Source organism: Fibrella aquatica (assembly GCF_041321135.1).
GTDB lineage: Bacteria > Bacteroidota > Bacteroidia > Cytophagales > Spirosomataceae > Fibrella > Fibrella aquatica.
Genome location: NZ_JBGGWF010000007.1, coordinates 203,331 through 221,252, shown reverse-complemented (window position 1 = coordinate 221,252; position 17,922 = coordinate 203,331). Strand labels below are relative to the sequence as shown.

At 50.6% G+C, this 17,922-nt stretch carries 14 protein-coding genes; 10 read left to right on the top strand and 4 right to left on the bottom strand.

Going from position 1 to position 17,922, the window contains the following annotated elements; genetic code table 11:
* Positions 1-101: 101 nt before the first annotated feature.
* Positions 102-2,780, bottom strand: a complete 2,679-nt coding sequence (gene dnaB, locus ACAW87_RS17345) for a replicative DNA helicase (protein ID WP_370724897.1) — start codon at positions 2,778-2,780, stop codon at positions 102-104.
* Between the two features lie 390 nt (positions 2,781-3,170).
* Between dnaB and ACAW87_RS17340 the strand changes: the two genes are divergently transcribed.
* Genes ACAW87_RS17340 through ACAW87_RS17325 form a run of 4 tightly spaced genes read left to right on the top strand, consistent with a single transcriptional unit; the run spans position 3,171 to position 8,129 of the window.
* Positions 3,171-4,124, top strand: coding sequence for a PhoH family protein (locus ACAW87_RS17340; protein ID WP_370724944.1), 954 nt, complete (start codon positions 3,171-3,173; stop codon positions 4,122-4,124).
* A complete protein-coding gene (locus tag ACAW87_RS17335) occupies positions 4,105-5,511 on the top strand; it encodes a M43 family zinc metalloprotease (protein WP_370724896.1) in 1,407 nt (468 codons plus the stop codon). Before ACAW87_RS17340 ends, ACAW87_RS17335 begins: the two co-directional genes overlap by 20 nt.
* Before the next feature lie 21 nt (positions 5,512-5,532).
* Entirely contained in the window at positions 5,533-6,003 is a 471-nt protein-coding gene (locus tag ACAW87_RS17330) for a GNAT family N-acetyltransferase (RefSeq protein ID WP_370724895.1), read from the top strand.
* Between the two features lie 2 nt (positions 6,004-6,005).
* Entirely contained in the window at positions 6,006-8,129 is a 2,124-nt protein-coding gene (locus tag ACAW87_RS17325) for a ComEC/Rec2 family competence protein (RefSeq protein ID WP_370724894.1), read from the top strand.
* Between the two features lie 3 nt (positions 8,130-8,132).
* Here the strand turns inward: ACAW87_RS17325 and ACAW87_RS17320 are convergent, their stop codons facing one another.
* Positions 8,133-9,095, bottom strand: a complete 963-nt coding sequence (locus ACAW87_RS17320) for a lysylphosphatidylglycerol synthase domain-containing protein (RefSeq protein ID WP_370724893.1) — start codon at positions 9,093-9,095, stop codon at positions 8,133-8,135.
* Positions 9,096-9,127: 32 nt separating this feature from the next.
* Here ACAW87_RS17320 and ruvC point away from each other — a divergent pair, with 32 nt between their 5' ends.
* The 4 genes from ruvC (at position 9,128) to ACAW87_RS17300 (ending at position 13,473) form a co-directional block, all read left to right on the top strand.
* Complete coding sequence (gene ruvC / locus ACAW87_RS17315; protein WP_370724892.1) at positions 9,128-9,706, top strand: crossover junction endodeoxyribonuclease RuvC; 579 nt, start codon at positions 9,128-9,130, stop codon at positions 9,704-9,706.
* A gap of 132 nt (positions 9,707-9,838) precedes the next feature.
* Positions 9,839-11,266 (top strand): glycoside hydrolase family 125 protein, encoded by a 1,428-nt coding sequence (locus tag ACAW87_RS17310; RefSeq protein WP_370724891.1) that lies wholly within the window; start codon positions 9,839-9,841, stop codon positions 11,264-11,266.
* A gap of 66 nt (positions 11,267-11,332) precedes the next feature.
* On the top strand, positions 11,333-12,679 hold the full coding sequence (locus tag ACAW87_RS17305) for an alpha-L-fucosidase (RefSeq protein ID WP_370724890.1): 1,347 nt from the start codon (positions 11,333-11,335) through the stop codon (positions 12,677-12,679).
* A gap of 62 nt (positions 12,680-12,741) precedes the next feature.
* Positions 12,742-13,473: an EcsC family protein gene (locus ACAW87_RS17300; RefSeq protein ID WP_370724889.1), complete on the top strand. Its 732-nt coding sequence runs from the start codon at positions 12,742-12,744 to the stop codon at positions 13,471-13,473.
* Positions 13,474-13,561: 88 nt separating this feature from the next.
* Here ACAW87_RS17300 and ACAW87_RS17295 read toward each other — a convergent pair whose 3' ends face one another.
* Positions 13,562-14,524, bottom strand: coding sequence for an alpha-E domain-containing protein (locus ACAW87_RS17295; protein ID WP_370724888.1), 963 nt, complete (start codon positions 14,522-14,524; stop codon positions 13,562-13,564).
* 203 nt (positions 14,525-14,727) lie between these two features.
* Here ACAW87_RS17295 and ACAW87_RS17290 point away from each other — a divergent pair, with 203 nt between their 5' ends.
* Positions 14,728-15,477 (top strand): NIPSNAP family protein, encoded by a 750-nt coding sequence (locus tag ACAW87_RS17290; protein WP_370724887.1) that lies wholly within the window; start codon positions 14,728-14,730, stop codon positions 15,475-15,477.
* Positions 15,478-15,548: 71 nt separating this feature from the next.
* On the opposite strand, the gene ACAW87_RS17285 is transcribed toward ACAW87_RS17290, so the two are convergent.
* On the bottom strand, positions 15,549-17,078 hold the full coding sequence (locus ACAW87_RS17285; protein WP_370724886.1) for a sulfatase family protein: 1,530 nt from the start codon (positions 17,076-17,078) through the stop codon (positions 15,549-15,551).
* Positions 17,079-17,453: 375 nt separating this feature from the next.
* Between ACAW87_RS17285 and ACAW87_RS17280 the strand changes: the two genes are divergently transcribed.
* Positions 17,454-17,909 carry a hypothetical protein gene (locus ACAW87_RS17280; RefSeq protein WP_370724885.1) on the top strand — a complete coding sequence of 152 codons (456 nt, stop codon included), beginning with the start codon at positions 17,454-17,456 and terminating at the stop codon, positions 17,907-17,909.
* Positions 17,910-17,922 lie beyond the last annotated feature (13 nt).

Sequence of the window (17,922 nt, the reverse complement as noted above, 5' to 3'; positions counted from 1 at the left end):
CAACTACTAGATGACCGGATAGTTGTTGGCACGTAACGGACAAAAGCCCGGAGGATCACCCCAGGCTTTTGTAAATATCGTGAAAGGTGACTAGTTCTTGCTTAGAACGGTGTTTCCTGATTTGGATCGGCATTGCCGAAGTTCGATAAGTCATTTGCCCGGCTACGCAACGTACCTGGCGTAGGGGGTAGGGGCGGCATAGTGCCCGGTGGCGGTATCGCACCCGAACCTCCCGAACCGTCGAAACTGCTCATACCCGAAACACCTTCAGGGAACGAGCCCGGAACCGGCGTAAAGTAACCATCGAGGTCACAAAATTTAGTGAACCGGTTAATGAATCGCAGTTGAATGGTATCCAGCGAGCCCGACCGGTTTTTAGCGACAATAACCTCGCCAACGCCAAGCGTGGAATTGCCCGCTTCGTCTTGCGTAATGTTGTAATATTCGGGTCGGTACAGGAACATAACCATATCGGCATCCTGCTCGATAGATCCTGATTCACGAAGATCGGAAAGCTGTGGTTTTTTGTCGCCACCCCGCGTTTCCACGGCCCGGCTTAGCTGTGACAGGGCAATCACGGGTACGTTCAGCTCTTTGGCCAGGTTTTTAAGCGCCCTGGAAATCGAGGCAATTTCCTGTTCACGGTTAGAACCTTTACTGTTGTCGCCGGTCATCAACTGCAGATAGTCGATCACCACAATCTGAATATCGTGTTGCGCTTTCAGCCGTCGGCATTTGGCCCGTAGTTCCAGAATAGACAGGGCTGGCGTATCGTCAATATAGATTGGAGCCTCGGTAAGCCGCTGAATTTTATGGTGCAGCTGTTGCCACTCGTGCGGAGCCAACTGTCCTTTCCGAATCTTCTCCGAATCGATCTCGGCTTCTGCCGAAATCAGACGATTCACCAACTGCACCGACGACATTTCCAGCGAGAAAATAGCCACCGGCTTGCCATGATCCACCGCCGCATTTCGTAGCGCCGAGACTACGAAAGCGGTGTTGTGAGTCACGGTCATATCTTCCATCAAAAACAAATGATTGCCGTCGATGGTAAAACCGTAATAATCGTCTACTATATCTTTTTCAACGGAAATTCCTGTCACGCGCCAGTCGGCTCGTGCTTGAAGAGGACGCGCCTTTTTTCGCTCAATACGTACTGGAATACAATCTAGATTGCCAAACAGCCTAAGCCGGTATACGGTTGACGTATATCCTCTTGACGTGATGACAGCTTGTTTTGCTTTCAGCGAACAGCGGAAGCCCAGTGAATCGCAGAGGAACTTTAGCTGTTCGGCGAGTTCTTTATTTTTCTGTGTAATCTCGTAGCAATTGAACTCGCGCTGGTAATGACCATCACTATCAATTAGGCCAGCCAACAACTTCAGCCGGTTCTCGGTAGTGTTAATCAGGTACGTTCTTGGAATGTGTTTATTCTCAATGACAGTCAGTTTGCGCAATTCGCCCTGAATGCTAAATGCCGTAGCGTGGACACCTGATTGCGTTCCACCCCGCTGCCCCGATGTTATAGCATGATTCGGGGCTTTACCTACCTGTTGATACGTTACAAAAGACAGGTTCAACGAGTCGGCATAGGATTGCATGTACTCGACTACTTCTGAATCGATATTGGTGATTCGTGAACTGTAGCTATGACCGTCGCCAAGCCATAAACCTACAAAATACGGATCGAGAGAAACCGCCTGTTCTGGAAACTCAACGGCTACTTTATAGCCTTTGTAATTGGTTTTGAACTTGTCTGATTTGGTCAAATAATCACGAACGGAAATATTCAGCACCTCACCTTTGGTATATCCACCTTCGTTGCGCGACCGTTTCAGCGATAGAATATGACTTTCATTAACCCGATAATCGATCCCTTTATTTTGCCGAATCCAATACATCTGCTCACGGCCCCGAGCAATCGACATTACTCGACGGGGAGTTGAATCATCACCCATTAATAAGTCCCCTTCCTGAACATCTTCGACTTTCCGCAATGAACCGTCGAACATGAGAACCTTTGTGCCTTTCCCCAGGCACTTGCCCATCGCTGGCCTAGCTGCAATAATCACTAACTCAGAGGGTTGCCAGCCGGAGGTTAAGCGGTCGAGGGCGGTGAATCCGGAGGGGACACCAGTCAGGCCTTCCTGGTTTTTCTTAGTCTCCATCTCCTTCAGGGCTTCACCCACGATGGAGCGCATGTCGGAGACGGTTTTGCGAATGTTCGACTCGGTCAGTTGGAACAAGTCGCGCTCGGTGCGGTCGAGCAGGGTGAAAACGTCGGTGGTATCTTCATAGGCATCGCGCTGAATTTCAGATGACATCGTAATAAGGCCACGTTTCAGGGCCTGCTCGGTGATGATCCGGGCGTGATATTCGATGTTGGCAGCCGAGTTAACCCGTAATGTCAGCTCCGAAATATAACCACCACCGCCAACCAGTTCGATCTCGCCAGTTTTACGCAGTTGTTGCGTAACGGTCAAAAGGTCAATAGGTTCTGAATTGGAGAATAAGGTCAGAATCGCCTTATATACCCGCTGATGAGCTTCTTTATAGAACGTTTCGGGCTTGAGTAAATCAACCACGGCCGACAGCGCATCTTTCTCGATCATCAGCGCACCTAACACTGCTTCTTCCAGATCAACCGCCTGCGGGGGCAATTTGCCGAGGCCCGTGTCGAGGAATCGGTTGATGCCAGCCTGCTGCCGGTTTCCCGGCGCATTGGTAGAGTTTTTACGAAAGTTGTTGTTAGGGCGGGGTGCTCCGCTGTTGGTATCCATAGTTAAGCAAAAATAGGCGGAAAGCACCAGTAAAGGCAAGCTGAGTAAAGGGTCTGAAACAAGGGATTGGTTAACTTGACACGTCTAACTGACTGATCACAAACCAACTGATGTTCGCCCAAAAAATCTGGTTGTCACCAAAATAATCGTTATCCCAAAAATAGATTTTTTTCCTGATACATCAGACAAGCAAGCCAACTTTGATCAGCTAATTGACTGTCAGCAAGATAGAGAGGGTCGTACGATTATTCGCATTTTTTATTGTACCCTTATTATACGGTAGATCAATAAGATTGTGAGCCAATTTTTGCTGAATCTTGTTGTTCAGGTAAGGCTATTTGGTATATTTCAGCCAACCAACGATTGTCTCACTTTAATCTGTTTACCAGTTTGGTCGAAAAAATCATCACTCTCGACGGCGACGTCTCGCTCATTGATTTTCTGGGCGTCGAAAATACCAATATCAAGGAAGTGGCTGCGGCCTTTCCGATGAGTAAAATCATTTCGCGGGGCAATGAAATCCGCATCAAAGGCACGACATCCGAAATTTCGCGCATTACCGATATCCTGGAATCGCTGATGCAGCATTACCAGCGCTACGGTAAACTATCACACGAAAATGTGCAAACGTATCTGAGTGGCGGCAACGAATCAGACCAGAATAGCGTACCAGTATCTGACGATGAAGTGCTGGTGTATGGTACCAAGGGTATTGTGGTGCGGGCTAAAACGGCCAATCAGAAACGACTGGTCGAAGCAGCCGAGAAAAGCGACCTCGTGTTTGCCATTGGCCCCGCGGGTACGGGTAAAACCTATACGGCCGTAGCTATTGCCGTACGGGCCCTGAAAAACAAGGAGGTGCGCAAAATCATTATTACCCGACCCGCGGTGGAAGCAGGCGAAAACCTCGGTTTCTTACCCGGTGACCTTAAAGAAAAAATTGATCCGTACCTCCGCCCAATTTATGATGCGCTCGACGACATGATTCCGGCGGAAAAACTGAAGTATTATCTGGAGAATCGAACCATCGAGATTGCACCCCTTGCCTACATGCGCGGTCGAACGCTGAACAATGCTTTCATCCTGCTCGATGAAGCGCAGAATACAACGGCCATGCAGATGAAGATGTTTCTGACCCGGATGGGGCCTTCCTCGAAAGCCATCATCACCGGAGACCGCTCGCAGGTCGATTTGCCGAAGCATCAGAAGTCAGGTTTGTCAGAGTCGATCGGTATTTTGCGTGATATTCCAGGCATTGCCTTTGTTGAACTCGACGGACGCGATGTAGTGCGTCACCGGCTTGTGAAAGCCATCATCAGTGCATATGAAAAAGCAGGACAATAGTGGAAGCCAGCTACCCCACCCCCACCCGGACGCGGGACCGCCCTCCCCGTTAGGGTTGGGGTGGGGTAAACTGAAAACTCTTCTTGGGCTGACCAGCCTTTTTTTGTGTGTATCTGTGGCTGGCGCTCTGGCACAGTCAACGCCAGATGATGATAGCCACAAAAAGCGATGCGCTAACCCGATCATTGAAGCGCAGTTGCAGCAGCGATCGCCGAACCGGCTCCAGCAAGTCGACAAGCTGAACGAACAGGTACGTGCTTTTGGTCAGTTAGGTACGCAGGCGCGTAGTACATCGGCAACCGTATACCGGATTCCGGTTGTAGTGCATGTAGTGCACAACCAGCCGAATGGGTTAATCGGTGGAGCTAACAATCCTAATATTACCGATGCGCAGATTCAGTCGCAGATTGATGTACTTAACGAAGATTACCGCAAAGCGGTCGGTACGCCAGGCGGTACGTCAACCAATCCGGTTGCGGTAGATACGAATATTGAGTTTTACCTGGCCACGCAGGACCCTAACGGGGCACCCAGCACCGGCGTTGTCAGAACGTACTATGCCGCCAAGAACTCGTTCGATCTGTTTAACGATCTTTATCTGTTGTCAGATATTAGCTATTGGCCGTCGAATCGATATCTCAATATTTGGGTGGTGGCGCTATCGAACCGAAACTATCTGGGTTTCGGGCAATTTCCAACGGCAGCCGATACCTTGCAGGGGCTGGACGATACGAACGAACGTATCGACGGTGTGGTGATCGATCACCGTTATTTTGGCCGTCGAACCGGTACTGTCACCAGCAGCTTGTACTGTTGTGGCCGAACCACGACCCACGAGGTCGGCCACTGGCTTGGCCTTATTCACCCAAACGGGGATACGCGTTGCGGAGACGATTATGTAGCCGATACCCCACCCATTGAAGGGCTGAACGAAACCGATAAATGTGATCCTATCTTCTCCGCCTGCCGCTCTGGCGCGCGCACCCAGAACCTGATCGAAAATTACATGGACTACACGCCCGATGCCTGTATGAATGTATTTACCGCTGGTCAGCGAGACCGGATGGCGGCAGTTCTGCAACTAAGCCCGCGTCGGCTACAATTGATTCTTGCCAATACCGCTCTACCCGAAACTGAACAGTTGAACGTATTGATTTACCCCAACCCAAGTAGTTCGCAAAGTATTGTACGCGTGCAGTTTAAAGGGTTGAAAACCTTCGATACGGAATTGATCGATGCGAATGGGCGAACCATCCAGGCTGACACCTATCCGGCCACATTGAGTCGGGAAATCACGCTGCCGGTTGCCAGTTTACAGGCCGGAGTATATATCTTTCGGGTCAAGACGCAGAACGAGACGGTTAGTCAGCGAGTGCTGATTCAATAAACTGTTGTGTGCTTTTCCACTATGATCACAGTTTCTACAATTCAATCAAAAGCTGATTTAGAAACGGCTTTTGCCATTCGCCGGGAAGTATTTGTCGAGGAGCAGAAGGTGTCTGCCGACGATGAGTACGATGAATTTGAAGAGACCAGCCATCACTTTCTGGCGCTGCACAATGACCAGCCCGTGGGTACTGCCCGTTGGCGGCGGACCAGCAAGGGCGTAAAACTAGAACGTTTTGCAGTACGGGCAGCGGCTCGCGGCAGAGGCGTTGGTAAAGCATTGGTGCAGGCTGTACTGAACGACGTGTTTGCGCAGCAACCCGAACCGATCGAAAGTATTTACCTCCACGCGCAGGTATCGGCTATGCCGCTCTACGCCGATTTTGGGTTTGTGCCCGTTGGACAGAAGTTTGACGAGTGCGGCATCCAGCATTACAAAATGGTGCTCCCCGGCAAACGGATGCCAAGTGAGCAAATGGCCGGGCCGCAGTAACCGTGCGGGGCTATCCGTTTTTCAGGTACGTTGGGGCTATGCTGGCAGGAATTTTCCTGGCCGAAGCATGGCCTGCTTCTTTTTGGTGGCCTATGACTATTGGCGCGATTTGTCTGGCCGTAGCTACCTACACCATCTACCGGAACGAACACCGCCTGATTAAACCGCTCAGTGCCACGCAGGGATTTGCCCTGATGGGCTTATTTGGCGTTGTGGGCTGGCTGGCGGTGTACCTTAGTTCACCGGCACTTCGGCCCAATCACCTCATTCACGCTAATCAGCTACCCCTTGCCTACGAAGCGGTGGTTACCAACCTGCCCGAGTCGCGGGCGAAAACCTACAAAGTAGAACTGGATTTGCGGCGGGCTCAGGTCGGCGATTCAGGAGCACCGTTTCGGCCATTAACGGGCCGCATCATGGTGTATCTCGACAAAGGAGATTCTTTGCATCCAACGCCCGTGCCCAGGTATGGTGATGTCTGGCTCGTTTCGGGGCCGCCCCGGCTGGTTGATGCACCCATAAACCCCGGCGAATTTAATTTTAAGCGATTTCTGGCGCATCGGGGCATCTTTCATCAGCAATACCTGCGTTCCTGGCAACGCACTGTAGTTGGGCACGACCCGCCCAACCGGCTGGTAGAACTGGCCTACCAGACCAACCGCTGGTCTGACAGTTTGCTTACCGCCCGTGTGGGTACCAAAGCAGAGTATGGCATCGTAAACGCCATGATTCTCGGCGTGCGTGATGACCTGGATTCGACGCAATATCAGGCATACGCAGCGGCCGGGGCGGTGCATATTTTGTCGGTGTCGGGGTTGCACGTTGGCATCTTGTTCGTGGTATTAAGCTGGATGTTGCAGAAAGTAGCGCCGGGAAAAGGGAATAGCTGGTGGGTAGTGAGCATAAAACTGGCCGTACTCTGGTTTTTTGCGTTGATGACTGGTTTCTCTGCCCCAGTTCTCCGGTCGGCGCTCATGTTCTCTTTTCTGCTGATCGCGGGCCTGGCCAACCGCACCCAAAGTCTGTTAAACACGCTGGCCGCCTCGGCCCTGCTTATTTTGTGCTACGATCCATTTGCGGCTTTTTCGGCAGGTTTCCAACTGTCTTATTTGGCAGTGGCGGGTATTGGTGCATGGATGCCTTATTTGAACCAGTTGCTCAAACCCAGATCATGGATAGGCATCAACTTGTGGCAGGCTTCTGCAGTGGCCGTAGCCGCTCAGCTACTGACCTTTCCGCTGGGTATTTACTATTTCCACTCGTTTCCAACGTTTTTCCTGCTGGCCAATCCGATTGTGATGGTGCTATCGGCAGTGTTGGTGCCTCTGTCTATGGCCGTGTTGGCTTTTGGCTGGATACCTTATCTGGGCGATCTGCTGGGCTGGTTGTTGCAGAAAACGGCCTGGCTGATGAATCTGAGTGTCGACGCCGTCGGGCAGTTACCGGGCGCGTTACTCAGCGATCTGTGGCTTTCGTTGCCGGGCCTCCTACTCGTGTATACAATCATAGGGGCGGGCTGTTTGCTGTTATTGAACCCAACCCGAACGTACCTGAATCTCACGGCCATAGCATCGCTCTGCTTTGCCGGGTTGGTTATCTATGAACAGGAACAGCAGGACAGGCAACAACGGCTGACGGTTCATTTTCTGCCCCGGAAAACGGCTGTGAGCCTCACCTCCGGGCATCATGCGCTGGTACTGACCGACGATGACTGGCAGACAAACGCCCGGAACTACGACTTCTACCTCAAGAATACGTTTGGACAATGGGGAATCGACAGTCTGTCTGTCGGGAATTTGCGGGCCGATTCGCTGGCGTTTACGGCCGCTTACCGGCATTATCCTGATATGGCCCTGACCGTTTGGCGGGGGCGCAGCATCCTGTTTATTAACCGAATGGCCGACTATCGTCGGTGGCGTTTGCCTGAAGTGATCGACTACGTGGTGCTTCGCCGAACTGCCGTGCGCGATTGGGCATCACTGACCCGGCGCGTAGTGGCCCGCCATGTTATTCTCGACGATTCAAATTTGGCCGAACCAACCGATAGTTTACTCGCTCAGGCGCCGCCACCGGGTATGGCCGTACATACTGTTCGGCGAGACGGCGTATTTATGGCCGAATGGTAAAGGTCAACGATTGGCCAACCGTAGCCGCCACAGTGAATAAATGCCTGTGCAAACCGGCAAACCAATATTGACGAACCAGAGCGTGAGCGTAGCCGCCAGCAGGGGAGAAGCAACCAGATTGAACGGTGCGAACACCCAGAGGGCCGCAGCTTCACGGACGCCCAGATCGCTAAGCCAGTTGAAGGCCGGCGTAACCGTCTTGACCAGATAAATAACCCCCACGCCCGCCAGTAGAGGTCCGGCAGTCAGCGAAACGCCGAATAAGCGAAAGGCGGCGTAGAGTTGGAGCGAAAACGTCAGGTGCCGTAATAGGGCCAGACCAAATACCGTCGTCATCTCAGTGTGGGTATAGTGACCGATTATTTCCCACCAGGTAACGTACCTGCCCAGCCACGGCCAACGGGATGACCAGATCACGAAACGATGTCGGCTAAAGTTGAGTACAACACCTAGTAAACTCAAGCCCGTCAGCCCATAGAGCAGGGCATTTCCTGCCAGTGTATCGCGGGTAGGTACGTAGCTCACGTACGTTGCCCACGCGAACGTACCCACCACGAGGGCCACGTAGAACTGCATTCCACCTGCCACCAGTGCTGCTCCCACGGCTTCGGTCCGTTGTCCCGCTCGAATAGATAGTACCCGACCTGCCGTATCGCCGAGCAAACCGGGCAGGGCCATGCTCAGCGAAAGTCCCGCTAACACACCGGTAAGAGCCTCCCCGAAACGTAGCGGAGCCAGTCGCCGCACAAGCCATTGCCATTTAAGCGCCTCCAGCGACCAGTTTAGTGGCGTCAGCAACAGCATGAGTAATGCCCATCCCGACAGCCAATTGGTCTGTAGCAACGGTTGGCGCAAATCGGCCCAGCGAATGGTCTGTTGGCGCAACGTATAGAGGATGAAGCCGATGAGGAAACAAAAGGTGGCTATCTTGGCCCAGAGCGTGATTTTTTTGGATACGTCAGGCATGGAAACCGTTCCGAAAGCGTTACTTTGCACATATGGCCTCTCAAACTCCCGTTACCGAAAAAATTATCCTTGGCGTTGATCCCGGCACTGTAATCGCCGGTTACGGCGTCATTGTGGTGCGGGCGGGTGTCATGCGAATGCTCCAGTATGGAGTCATTAACCTCTCCAAATATACGACCCATCAGCTCAAGCTTCAGAAACTGCACGAAACCATGCACCGGCTCATCGAGGAACATAAACCCGATGAAATGGCCATTGAAGATCCTTTCTTTGGCAAAAATGTACAGGTCATGCTAAAACTGGGCCGGGCACAGGGCGTGGTGATGGCCGCGGCTCTTTCGCGTGGTATTCCAATTGTTGAATACGCGCCCCGCCGGGTAAAACAGTCGGTGACGGGCAACGGCAACGCCTCGAAAGAACAGGTTTCACATATGGTTGCCAATTTGCTGGAAGTGTCGTTGGCTCCCGAATTTTTCGATGCGACTGATGCCCTGGCTATTGCGATCTGCCACCATTTTCACGAAAACGCGCTGCCGGTTCGATCAACCAAGAAAACCAAAAAAGGTGCCTGGGGTGCATTTGTGAGTGAAAATGAAAGTCGAATTATGTAGTCATTTATGCAGGTTATGCTACCCGTCTCGTTTCTTAACATACATTCCTATAGTAAGCAGATCATGTCATTGCCTTCAGGTAGTGACATTTTTTTGTGCCATTGATCCTCTACGTTTCATTTTATCGTTACTATGAACCGACGTACTTTCATTCATACCTCATCACTAACGGCGGCGGCAGCGTTAACGGCCGGTCCTTTTGCCAAGGCTCGTTCAGGCGCCGATTTTCCAACAGTTCGGGTGCCGGTTAACCAGCGAAATTTCAAGTCGGAAGCGGTTGAGAAAGCGATTGCCGCCGTGAAAAGCGGGATTAAAAACCCGGAAATGGCCTGGCTATTCGAGAATTGTTTTCCCAACACCCTCGACACCACCGTTGACTTTTCTACGCTCGACGGAAAGCCAGACACGTATGTCATTACCGGCGATATCGATGCCATGTGGCTCCGCGATTCAACGGCGCAGGTGTGGCCCTATCTGCCCCTGATGGCGCAGGATAAACCACTTCAGCAACTGGTAGCAGGCGTGATTAACCGGCAGGCGCGCTGTATTCGGTTCGACCCCTATGCCAATGCATTCTACAAAGAGCAGACAAAAGTAGGGGAGTGGAAAGACGATGTGACCGACATGAAACCCGGTCTCCACGAACGCAAATGGGAGATCGACAGCTTGTGTTATCCCATCCGGCTCGCCTATTTCTACTGGAAACGGTCGGGCGATACGTCTCCTTTCGATGCTAACTGGCAGGAGGCAATGCGGTTGGTAGTTCAGACCTTTCGGGAGCAACAACGAAAAACTGGTAAAGGCCCTTATAAATTTGAGCGACGCACTACCTGGGCCACAGACGGCGTTCCGTTGGGGGGCTACGGCTACCCGGCCAGACCCAATGGCCTGATCTGCTCTATGTTCCGCCCGAGCGACGATGCAACCATTTACCCTTATCTGATTCCGGCGAATTTCTTTGCCGTGACCTCGCTCCGTCAATTGACTGAGTTACTAACAGCTCTGAAAGCCAACGCTAATCTGGCTACGGAATGCCGTGCTTTGGCCGATGAAGTAGAAGCCGCCCTGAAAGCGCACGCCATCACTACGCATCCGCGCTATGGTAAGGTGTATGCTTATGAGGTGAATGGGTTCGGGTCATATAACCTGATGGATGATGCCAACGTACCTAGCCTGCTGGCTATGCCCTATCTGGGAGCTATGCCGGTCAGCGATCCGATTTACCAGAATACGCGAAAAATGCTGCTGAGCGAAGACAACCCGTTCTTTTTTAAAGGGAAGGCAGGAGAAGGAATTGGTGGGCCACATGCTGGTATTGATATGATCTGGCCCCTAAGCATCATCATTCGGGGGATGACAAGTACCAACGATGCTGAAATCAGGCAGTGTTTACAGACATTACAGCACATCAATGCCGGTACGGGTTTTATGCACGAAGCGTTTCATAAAGACGACGCCAGCAACTTCACCCGGAAGTGGTTTGCCTGGGCAAATACCCTTTTTGGCGAGTTTGTGCTCAAAACTTTCAACGAACGGCGAGGTCTGCTGACGCAGGCCTGATACGTACCTAACCTGTTCGAAAAAATCTAACTTCACTGTCGTCCGACCAGAACGCCAATACCCATTATGAAGCGCCTGTCTATTTCATGCCTATTACTGTTTATAAGCCTGATCAACGCCGTAGCCCAACCAAAACCGTCTGCCCGACAACTGGCCTGGCAGCAACTCGAAACGACCGCTTTTCTGCATTTCACGGTCAATACGTTTACGGATAAAGAATGGGGGGAAGGTACCGAAAGTCCGTCGCAGTTTAATCCTACTAAGCTCGATGCCCGGCAGTGGGTGAAGGCGCTGAAAGAAGGCGGTTTCAAGATGGCGATTCTTACGGCCAAGCACCACGACGGATTCTGCCTCTGGCCATCGAAGTTTACCGAGCATTCGGTGAAAAACAGCCCATACAAAGCAGGTAAAGGCGATATTGTCCGCGAAGTGGCTGATGCTTGCCGCGAATATGGGCTTAAATTCGGTGTATATCTGTCGCCCTGGGACCGGCACGAACCGCGGTATGGTACGGCTGAGTACAATGATTTTTACAAGGGGCAACTGCGCGAACTACTAACCAACTACGGTCCGATTGCCGAAGTCTGGTTCGACGGGGCGAAGGGAGAGAATGCCAAAAATATGACCTACGATTTTGCGGGCTATTGGGCTATGGTGCGCGCTCTGCAACCCAACGCCGTCATGTTTTCTGATGCCGGGCCGGATGTTCGCTGGGTAGGCAACGAGTCGGGTAATGCGGGCGAAACCTGCTGGTCAACCATTGATACAACGGGCCTAGCCCCCGGCGTAGCCGATCCGGCCTACCTCAATAAAGGTGACGCCAATGGCCCTGTCTGGCTGCCGGCCGAAACAGATGTGTCGATCCGGCCGGGCTGGTTTTACCATGCATCAGAAGATAATAAAGTGCGGACGCCCACCAATCTGGTGAAACTTTATTACGAGTCGGTGGGCAGAAACAGCCTGTTGCTGCTCAATATTCCGCCCAATCGGGAGGGGTTGCTGGCTGATTCAGATGTAGCCAGTATTCGTGATTTTCGCCGTATTCTTAACGAGACGTTTCGTAATAACCTCGTTGTCAAAGCCCCGAAACAAACCGATGGTAAGCTTGCCACATTCACGCTGTTAACGCCCGCAAAACCACTCGAAGTCCAGTTGGCTTCCAATGCCGTGTTCGACCGTATTTCGTTGCAGGAAAATATTGCCAATGGTCAGCAAATCATCGACGGGAAGGTAGAGTACTGGGATGGACGTACCTGGCAACTGCTGAAAACATTTACTACGGTGGGGTATAAACGCCTGCTTCGTTTCCCGGTTGTGCGTGCATCGAAACTACGGATCACAGTTACCAACGCGAAAGGGCCCGTACAACTTGCCGAAGTAGGTGCCTATAAAGCCGCCGCCGGAGACGAATAAACCATTCGTGGAAAAAAGCCGTTTTAAACGGCTGAAGTCGGTTGGTTTGAGGTTATAGGAGTATGCAACTCAGTAGTGTACACTCATACGAAGAAACAGCCCGGCAGGAAGTGGCCCGGTGGGCAGAACAGATGCGTCGCAAGCCGTCGTTGATGAACCGCACAGCCAAGTCGCTTCAGACCCGGATTAACCGTCTGATTCCCGACAAAGTACATGCGGTCATTACGGGAGCAATCAAGCACATGACGCGGGCTGTGCTGCTGGGGTCGGAGTATACCGCGCCTAAACCGGTGACCAACCTTCCGCTCAACGAAAGGGAGTCGGCGGTGTATAACCGCATTGCGTGGTATAAACGAGTAGGTGCCGCCGAGGGTGGGTTAACCGGAGCAGCCGGGCTACTGGTAGGTCTGACTGATTTTCCGTTGCTACTCAGCCTGAAAATGAAAATGTTGTACGACATTGCCGCCCTGTATGGTCACGACGTATCTGATTATCGCGAGCGGCTGTATGTCCTGTATATTTTTCAACTCGCTTTTTCGAGCCAAAGCCGCCGTCAGGAAATATTCGCTCATCTGGAGAACTGGGATGCCCACGCCCAAACACTGCCCGACGATATCAATCAGTTCGATTGGCTTACCTTCCAGCAGGAATACCGCGACTATATCGACTTGGCCAAAATGCTCCAACTCGTTCCAGGCATTGGTGCCGTTGTAGGCATATTCGCCAACTGGCGCCTCCTCAACGAACTAGGCCAAACCGCTGTAATGGCATATCGAATGAGAGATAAGAAGTAAGAGTCAAGAGGTGCTTCGCTTTTCTAACAATTGGTGGATAAGCGAAGCACCTCTTGTCTCTTGACTCTTACTTCTTATCTCTCAATTCCTACGCTTCTGCCGTTTTTAAGTCGAAATACGTTTTGTAGATCGCCGTGCCGATGTCGTTGGTTTGGGTCTGGAAATTGTCGAGAAACTCGTGAAGACCTGATTTGAAGATGTCATCCACTACCGTGAATTCCAGATCACTGCGTAGTTTGCTGATGGCCCGTTCGGCTCCGTTGCCGAAACCCTGGGTTACTGACGTACCTGAAATTTCATACAGTGATAATTCGGCCTGGCGAATACAGTGGGCCGCTGCCCGGGGAAACAGTTTGTCGAGCAACAGAAACTCCACAATGTTGGCGGGTGTCAGACTGCGGTATTGCTGCCGGAACATATTGTAGGCCGATACTGATTTCAATACCGCCGCCCAAATCACCAGATCAAGCGTTGTACTGGCCGAACCGTCGGCGGGGAGCAGCGTGAAATATTTAACGTCCAGAAAGCGGGTCGTTTTGTCGGCTCGTTCGGTGAAACGACCTACCCGGGCAAAATGCCAGGCTTCATTGCGCGTAATGGTGGCGTCGATAATGCCGTAAAAAAGCTGGGCACCGTAGCTGATTTCGGTGAAAAAATCCTGCGTTTGTCCAAGGCTCCAATCGGCGTGGTTTCCCGTTCCCTGCACCATATGGTACAGTTCATTCAGCTTTTCCCACATCTCTCTTGAAATCGTTTCGCGAACGGTCCGGGCATTTTCGCGGGCAAAATTCAGGCTGGATACGATCGAACTGGGGTTACGCTTGTCGAACGTCATGTACTCGATCACATTGTCGCGGGTGGCTTCTTTGTAATGCTCGTAAAACCCGTAATTATTGGCGGTTGCGATCAGTAACGGTTCCCACTGCGGTACTACGTTTGGCGGCAAATCGAGGGCGAGGTTGAAGTTCACGCTCATGAAACGGGCATAATTTTCGGCCCGTTCGATGTAACGATTCATCCAGTATATTGAGTTTGCAACGCGGCTAAGCATGTAGTAGACGGGGGATATATATTGAGATTCCTCAAAAATAACCGCCCCACCCGCTGAAACAAGCGTTTTCAACAGAAAAGCCCATATTGGCCGCAATAGTTACCCCGCGAGTGGAAACACAGACGAAGGCCAATCTGGACATTGGATCAGTATAAATCAGTAAAAATGGCTCTTTCCTTAAAAAACGATACACTAATTCACTAATGAAGAAACTGCACATCACGTTACTGCTTATTACACTCTGCGGTATGACGCTAACAGCCCAAAGCCAATCATCTAAATACTACGAAGTGCGCGTTTATTACCCTAACCCCGGTAAATACGAGGCTATAGTAGACCGGTTTCGGCAGTACACGACCAAAATCTTTGAAAAACACGGCATGGAAAATATCGGTTACTGGACACCCACCGATGCCAGCCGCGAAGAATTGATCTACATATTGGCGTACCCCAGCAAAGCCGCCCGCGACACAGCCTGGAAACATTTTGGGGCTGATCCTGAATGGAAAGCAGTGGTAGCTAAAACAGAAGCGAACGGTAAACTCGTCAGCAAAGTCGATTCGTACTTCATGACCGAATCTGATTTGTCGCCGGTGATCAAACCAAAGAAAAAATCACCGATGCGCACCTTCGAGCTACGTACCTACACGGCACAGCCCGATAAACTGCCCAATTTATTGACTCGTTTCCGCGATCATACCAAAAAGCTGTTCAGCAAACATGGCATGGAGCACATTGGCTACTGGACTACCGCCGAAAAAGAAGGCGTACAGCCTAAATTAGTGTATATACTGGCGCACCCAAGCGAAGAGCAAGGCAAAGCCAATTTTGAGCTGTTCCGTAAAGATCCCAAGTGGGAAAAAGTAAAAGCGGAGTCAGAAAAAGACGGCCCTATAACCGTAAAAGTAGAGTCACTTTATCTGAAACCAACCGATTACTCGCCTATTCAATAGTAGGAACGTACCCAATAAATAAGGCTAGACTGGTGACAGTCTAGCCTTATTTATTGGGTACGTTCCTACTATCAGTACGTTCCTTTAAACCGGTGATCGTTGCGTTTTTGCCGTACTGGATTCATTGGTATCTGCAAGCCGTTGGTCGATTCGAGCCAGTCGAAAACCTGATTGCGCATCTCTTTTGCGATCGCCTGATGGTTGGCACTCCGAATCAGGTTATTTACTTCCTGCGGGTCGGTTTGCAGATCATACAGTTCATTGGCATCCCAAACGCCGTGATTGAAAATGTACTTATACCGATCCGTTCTGACACCAAACATGGTGGGAGTTTGCGGAAAATCGGCCTCCCAATAATATTCGTAAAAGGCCTGATTGCGCCAGGGTATTGTTACTCCCTGTAAGAGTGGCAAAAATGAATTGCCCTGCATTTGAGCCGGTTTAGCCAGCCCGGCATAGGCCAGAAAAGTAGGTGCAATATCCACGTTCTGAATTACCTGATCGAGCTTGGTGCCGGGCTTGATCACGGCAGGGCAGCGTACTAGCAACGGCACCCGCATCGACTCTTCATACATATGTCGTTTGTCAATCAAGCCTCGTTCGCCAAAACTGAAGCCGTTGTCGCCCATGTACACTACCAGGGTTGTTTCGGCCAGGTTATTGTCTTCGAGCCACTGCAACACCCGACCCACACTATCGTCGACACCCATAAGGGTTTCGCAGTATTGCCGGTAAAATTCGTTGAAACCAATAGCACCGTGATATAGGTAATCAACGCCATGCCAGCTATAGCGTTGTTGCTTTACCCAGTTGGGCATATCGGCCATATTTACTGTAGCCTGTTTTGTTTCTGGATTTACCGACGGTTTTTTGCCCCATATCTTACTGGAGTCAGACGCCGTGAGGTACATCGATTCGGGGTAATTAATGGGCATCGTACTGTTGACTCCCCGATGACGTTTGGCGGGCTGAAATTCGGAATGCACTGCTTTGTGTGATAAATACAGGCAGAATGGCTTGTCTTTTTTTAGTGAAGTCAACCAGCCTAATGCATAATCTGTGAGCAGATCGGTAGTGTAACTACTATCGCCGTGGGCTACCTGTTTACCATTGATGTTAAACGTTGGATTGTAATAAACGCCCTGTCCCTTAAAACTTAACCAGTAATCAAATCCGGGTTGGGGTGCATCGTCGGCATTGCCCATGTGCCATTTACCCAGAAACGCTGTCTTGTAGCCCGCCGCTTTCAGGTACTGCGGAAAAAAGGTTAACCCCGGTGTTTGCGGCGCAAAATTGTCAACCACTTTGTGCGTATGAGCGTATTGCCCGGTCAGAATACTGGCTCTGCTTGGCGAACAAAGTGCCGTGCTCACAAACGCATTGCGTACATGAGCACCTTCACGAGCCAGGCGGTCTAGATTGGGGGTTTGCAAACCAGCAACTTTGCCGGTAAAACCCATAAAATCGTACCGGTGATCATCAGCCAGAATATAGATAATGTTTTTGGGTTTTGCCGGTCTTAGCTCGATCGGCAGCCGAAATGCCGCAAGCAAACTGATGAGGGTAAGCGCCGAGAGGGCAATGAGTAGATGATTTTTCATGGGTGATAACGATAAGAAATTCAGCCTTGCTTTTTACTCAATATACAGAATGCCTATCCTAGTATTGGATAATAGAAGTTGGATGTTATAGGTCAGAAAAAAAGTCTCTGAGACTGACCTGTTTTTTTTGTCCAATATCCAGCGTCTACTGTCTAATGTCCAGCTAATCGTATACCGGAGCGTGAATGTGTTTTATGATTTGACCTATTTTGTCTAACAGTACCCCTACAAAGTCTAATCGTACTGTATGCTATTATAGCGATTTAGTAAAAAAGATTTAGTTTCTACTTTTCAGGTACGCTCAAAAACTTTCTACTTTTTAGACGTACCTGAAAATTATGTGTATGTTTGCGCAGAACTTATTAATCCAATACTATGCAGACAGAAGAAATTCGCTTTTTTGACCCTTCAGAAAACACAGAAGAGACTGCGCCTAAAAAGCGTTCAAAAAAATCAGTGACAGTAACTGGCTATATTTCAGCTACTGGTAAACTGGTATTGCCCAATAAAAGTATTGAGCAATTAGGTCTCGACCCAAGCAACACGATATTCAAAGTTGGTGCTAAGGCCGGCAAGCGTAAAGCTAAACTACTGTATCTGGTTCCTGCTTCTGGATCAGACTCTAGCGCTTTCAGTATGGTGAAAGCAGCAAAGAGTTATAGCATTTCACTGCCCGTTATTCTTCAGAAAAATGGCATCGATTTCGTTAGTCAAAAATATACTTTCGTTATAAGCGACTACGACTTTGGGGGCGATGTGGCCGGATATGAGTTGAAACTGAATAAGCCTTCAGAGAAAACCGGTAAAGTTGGTCGGCCAAAAGCAGAATAGTTTATAAAGGCTA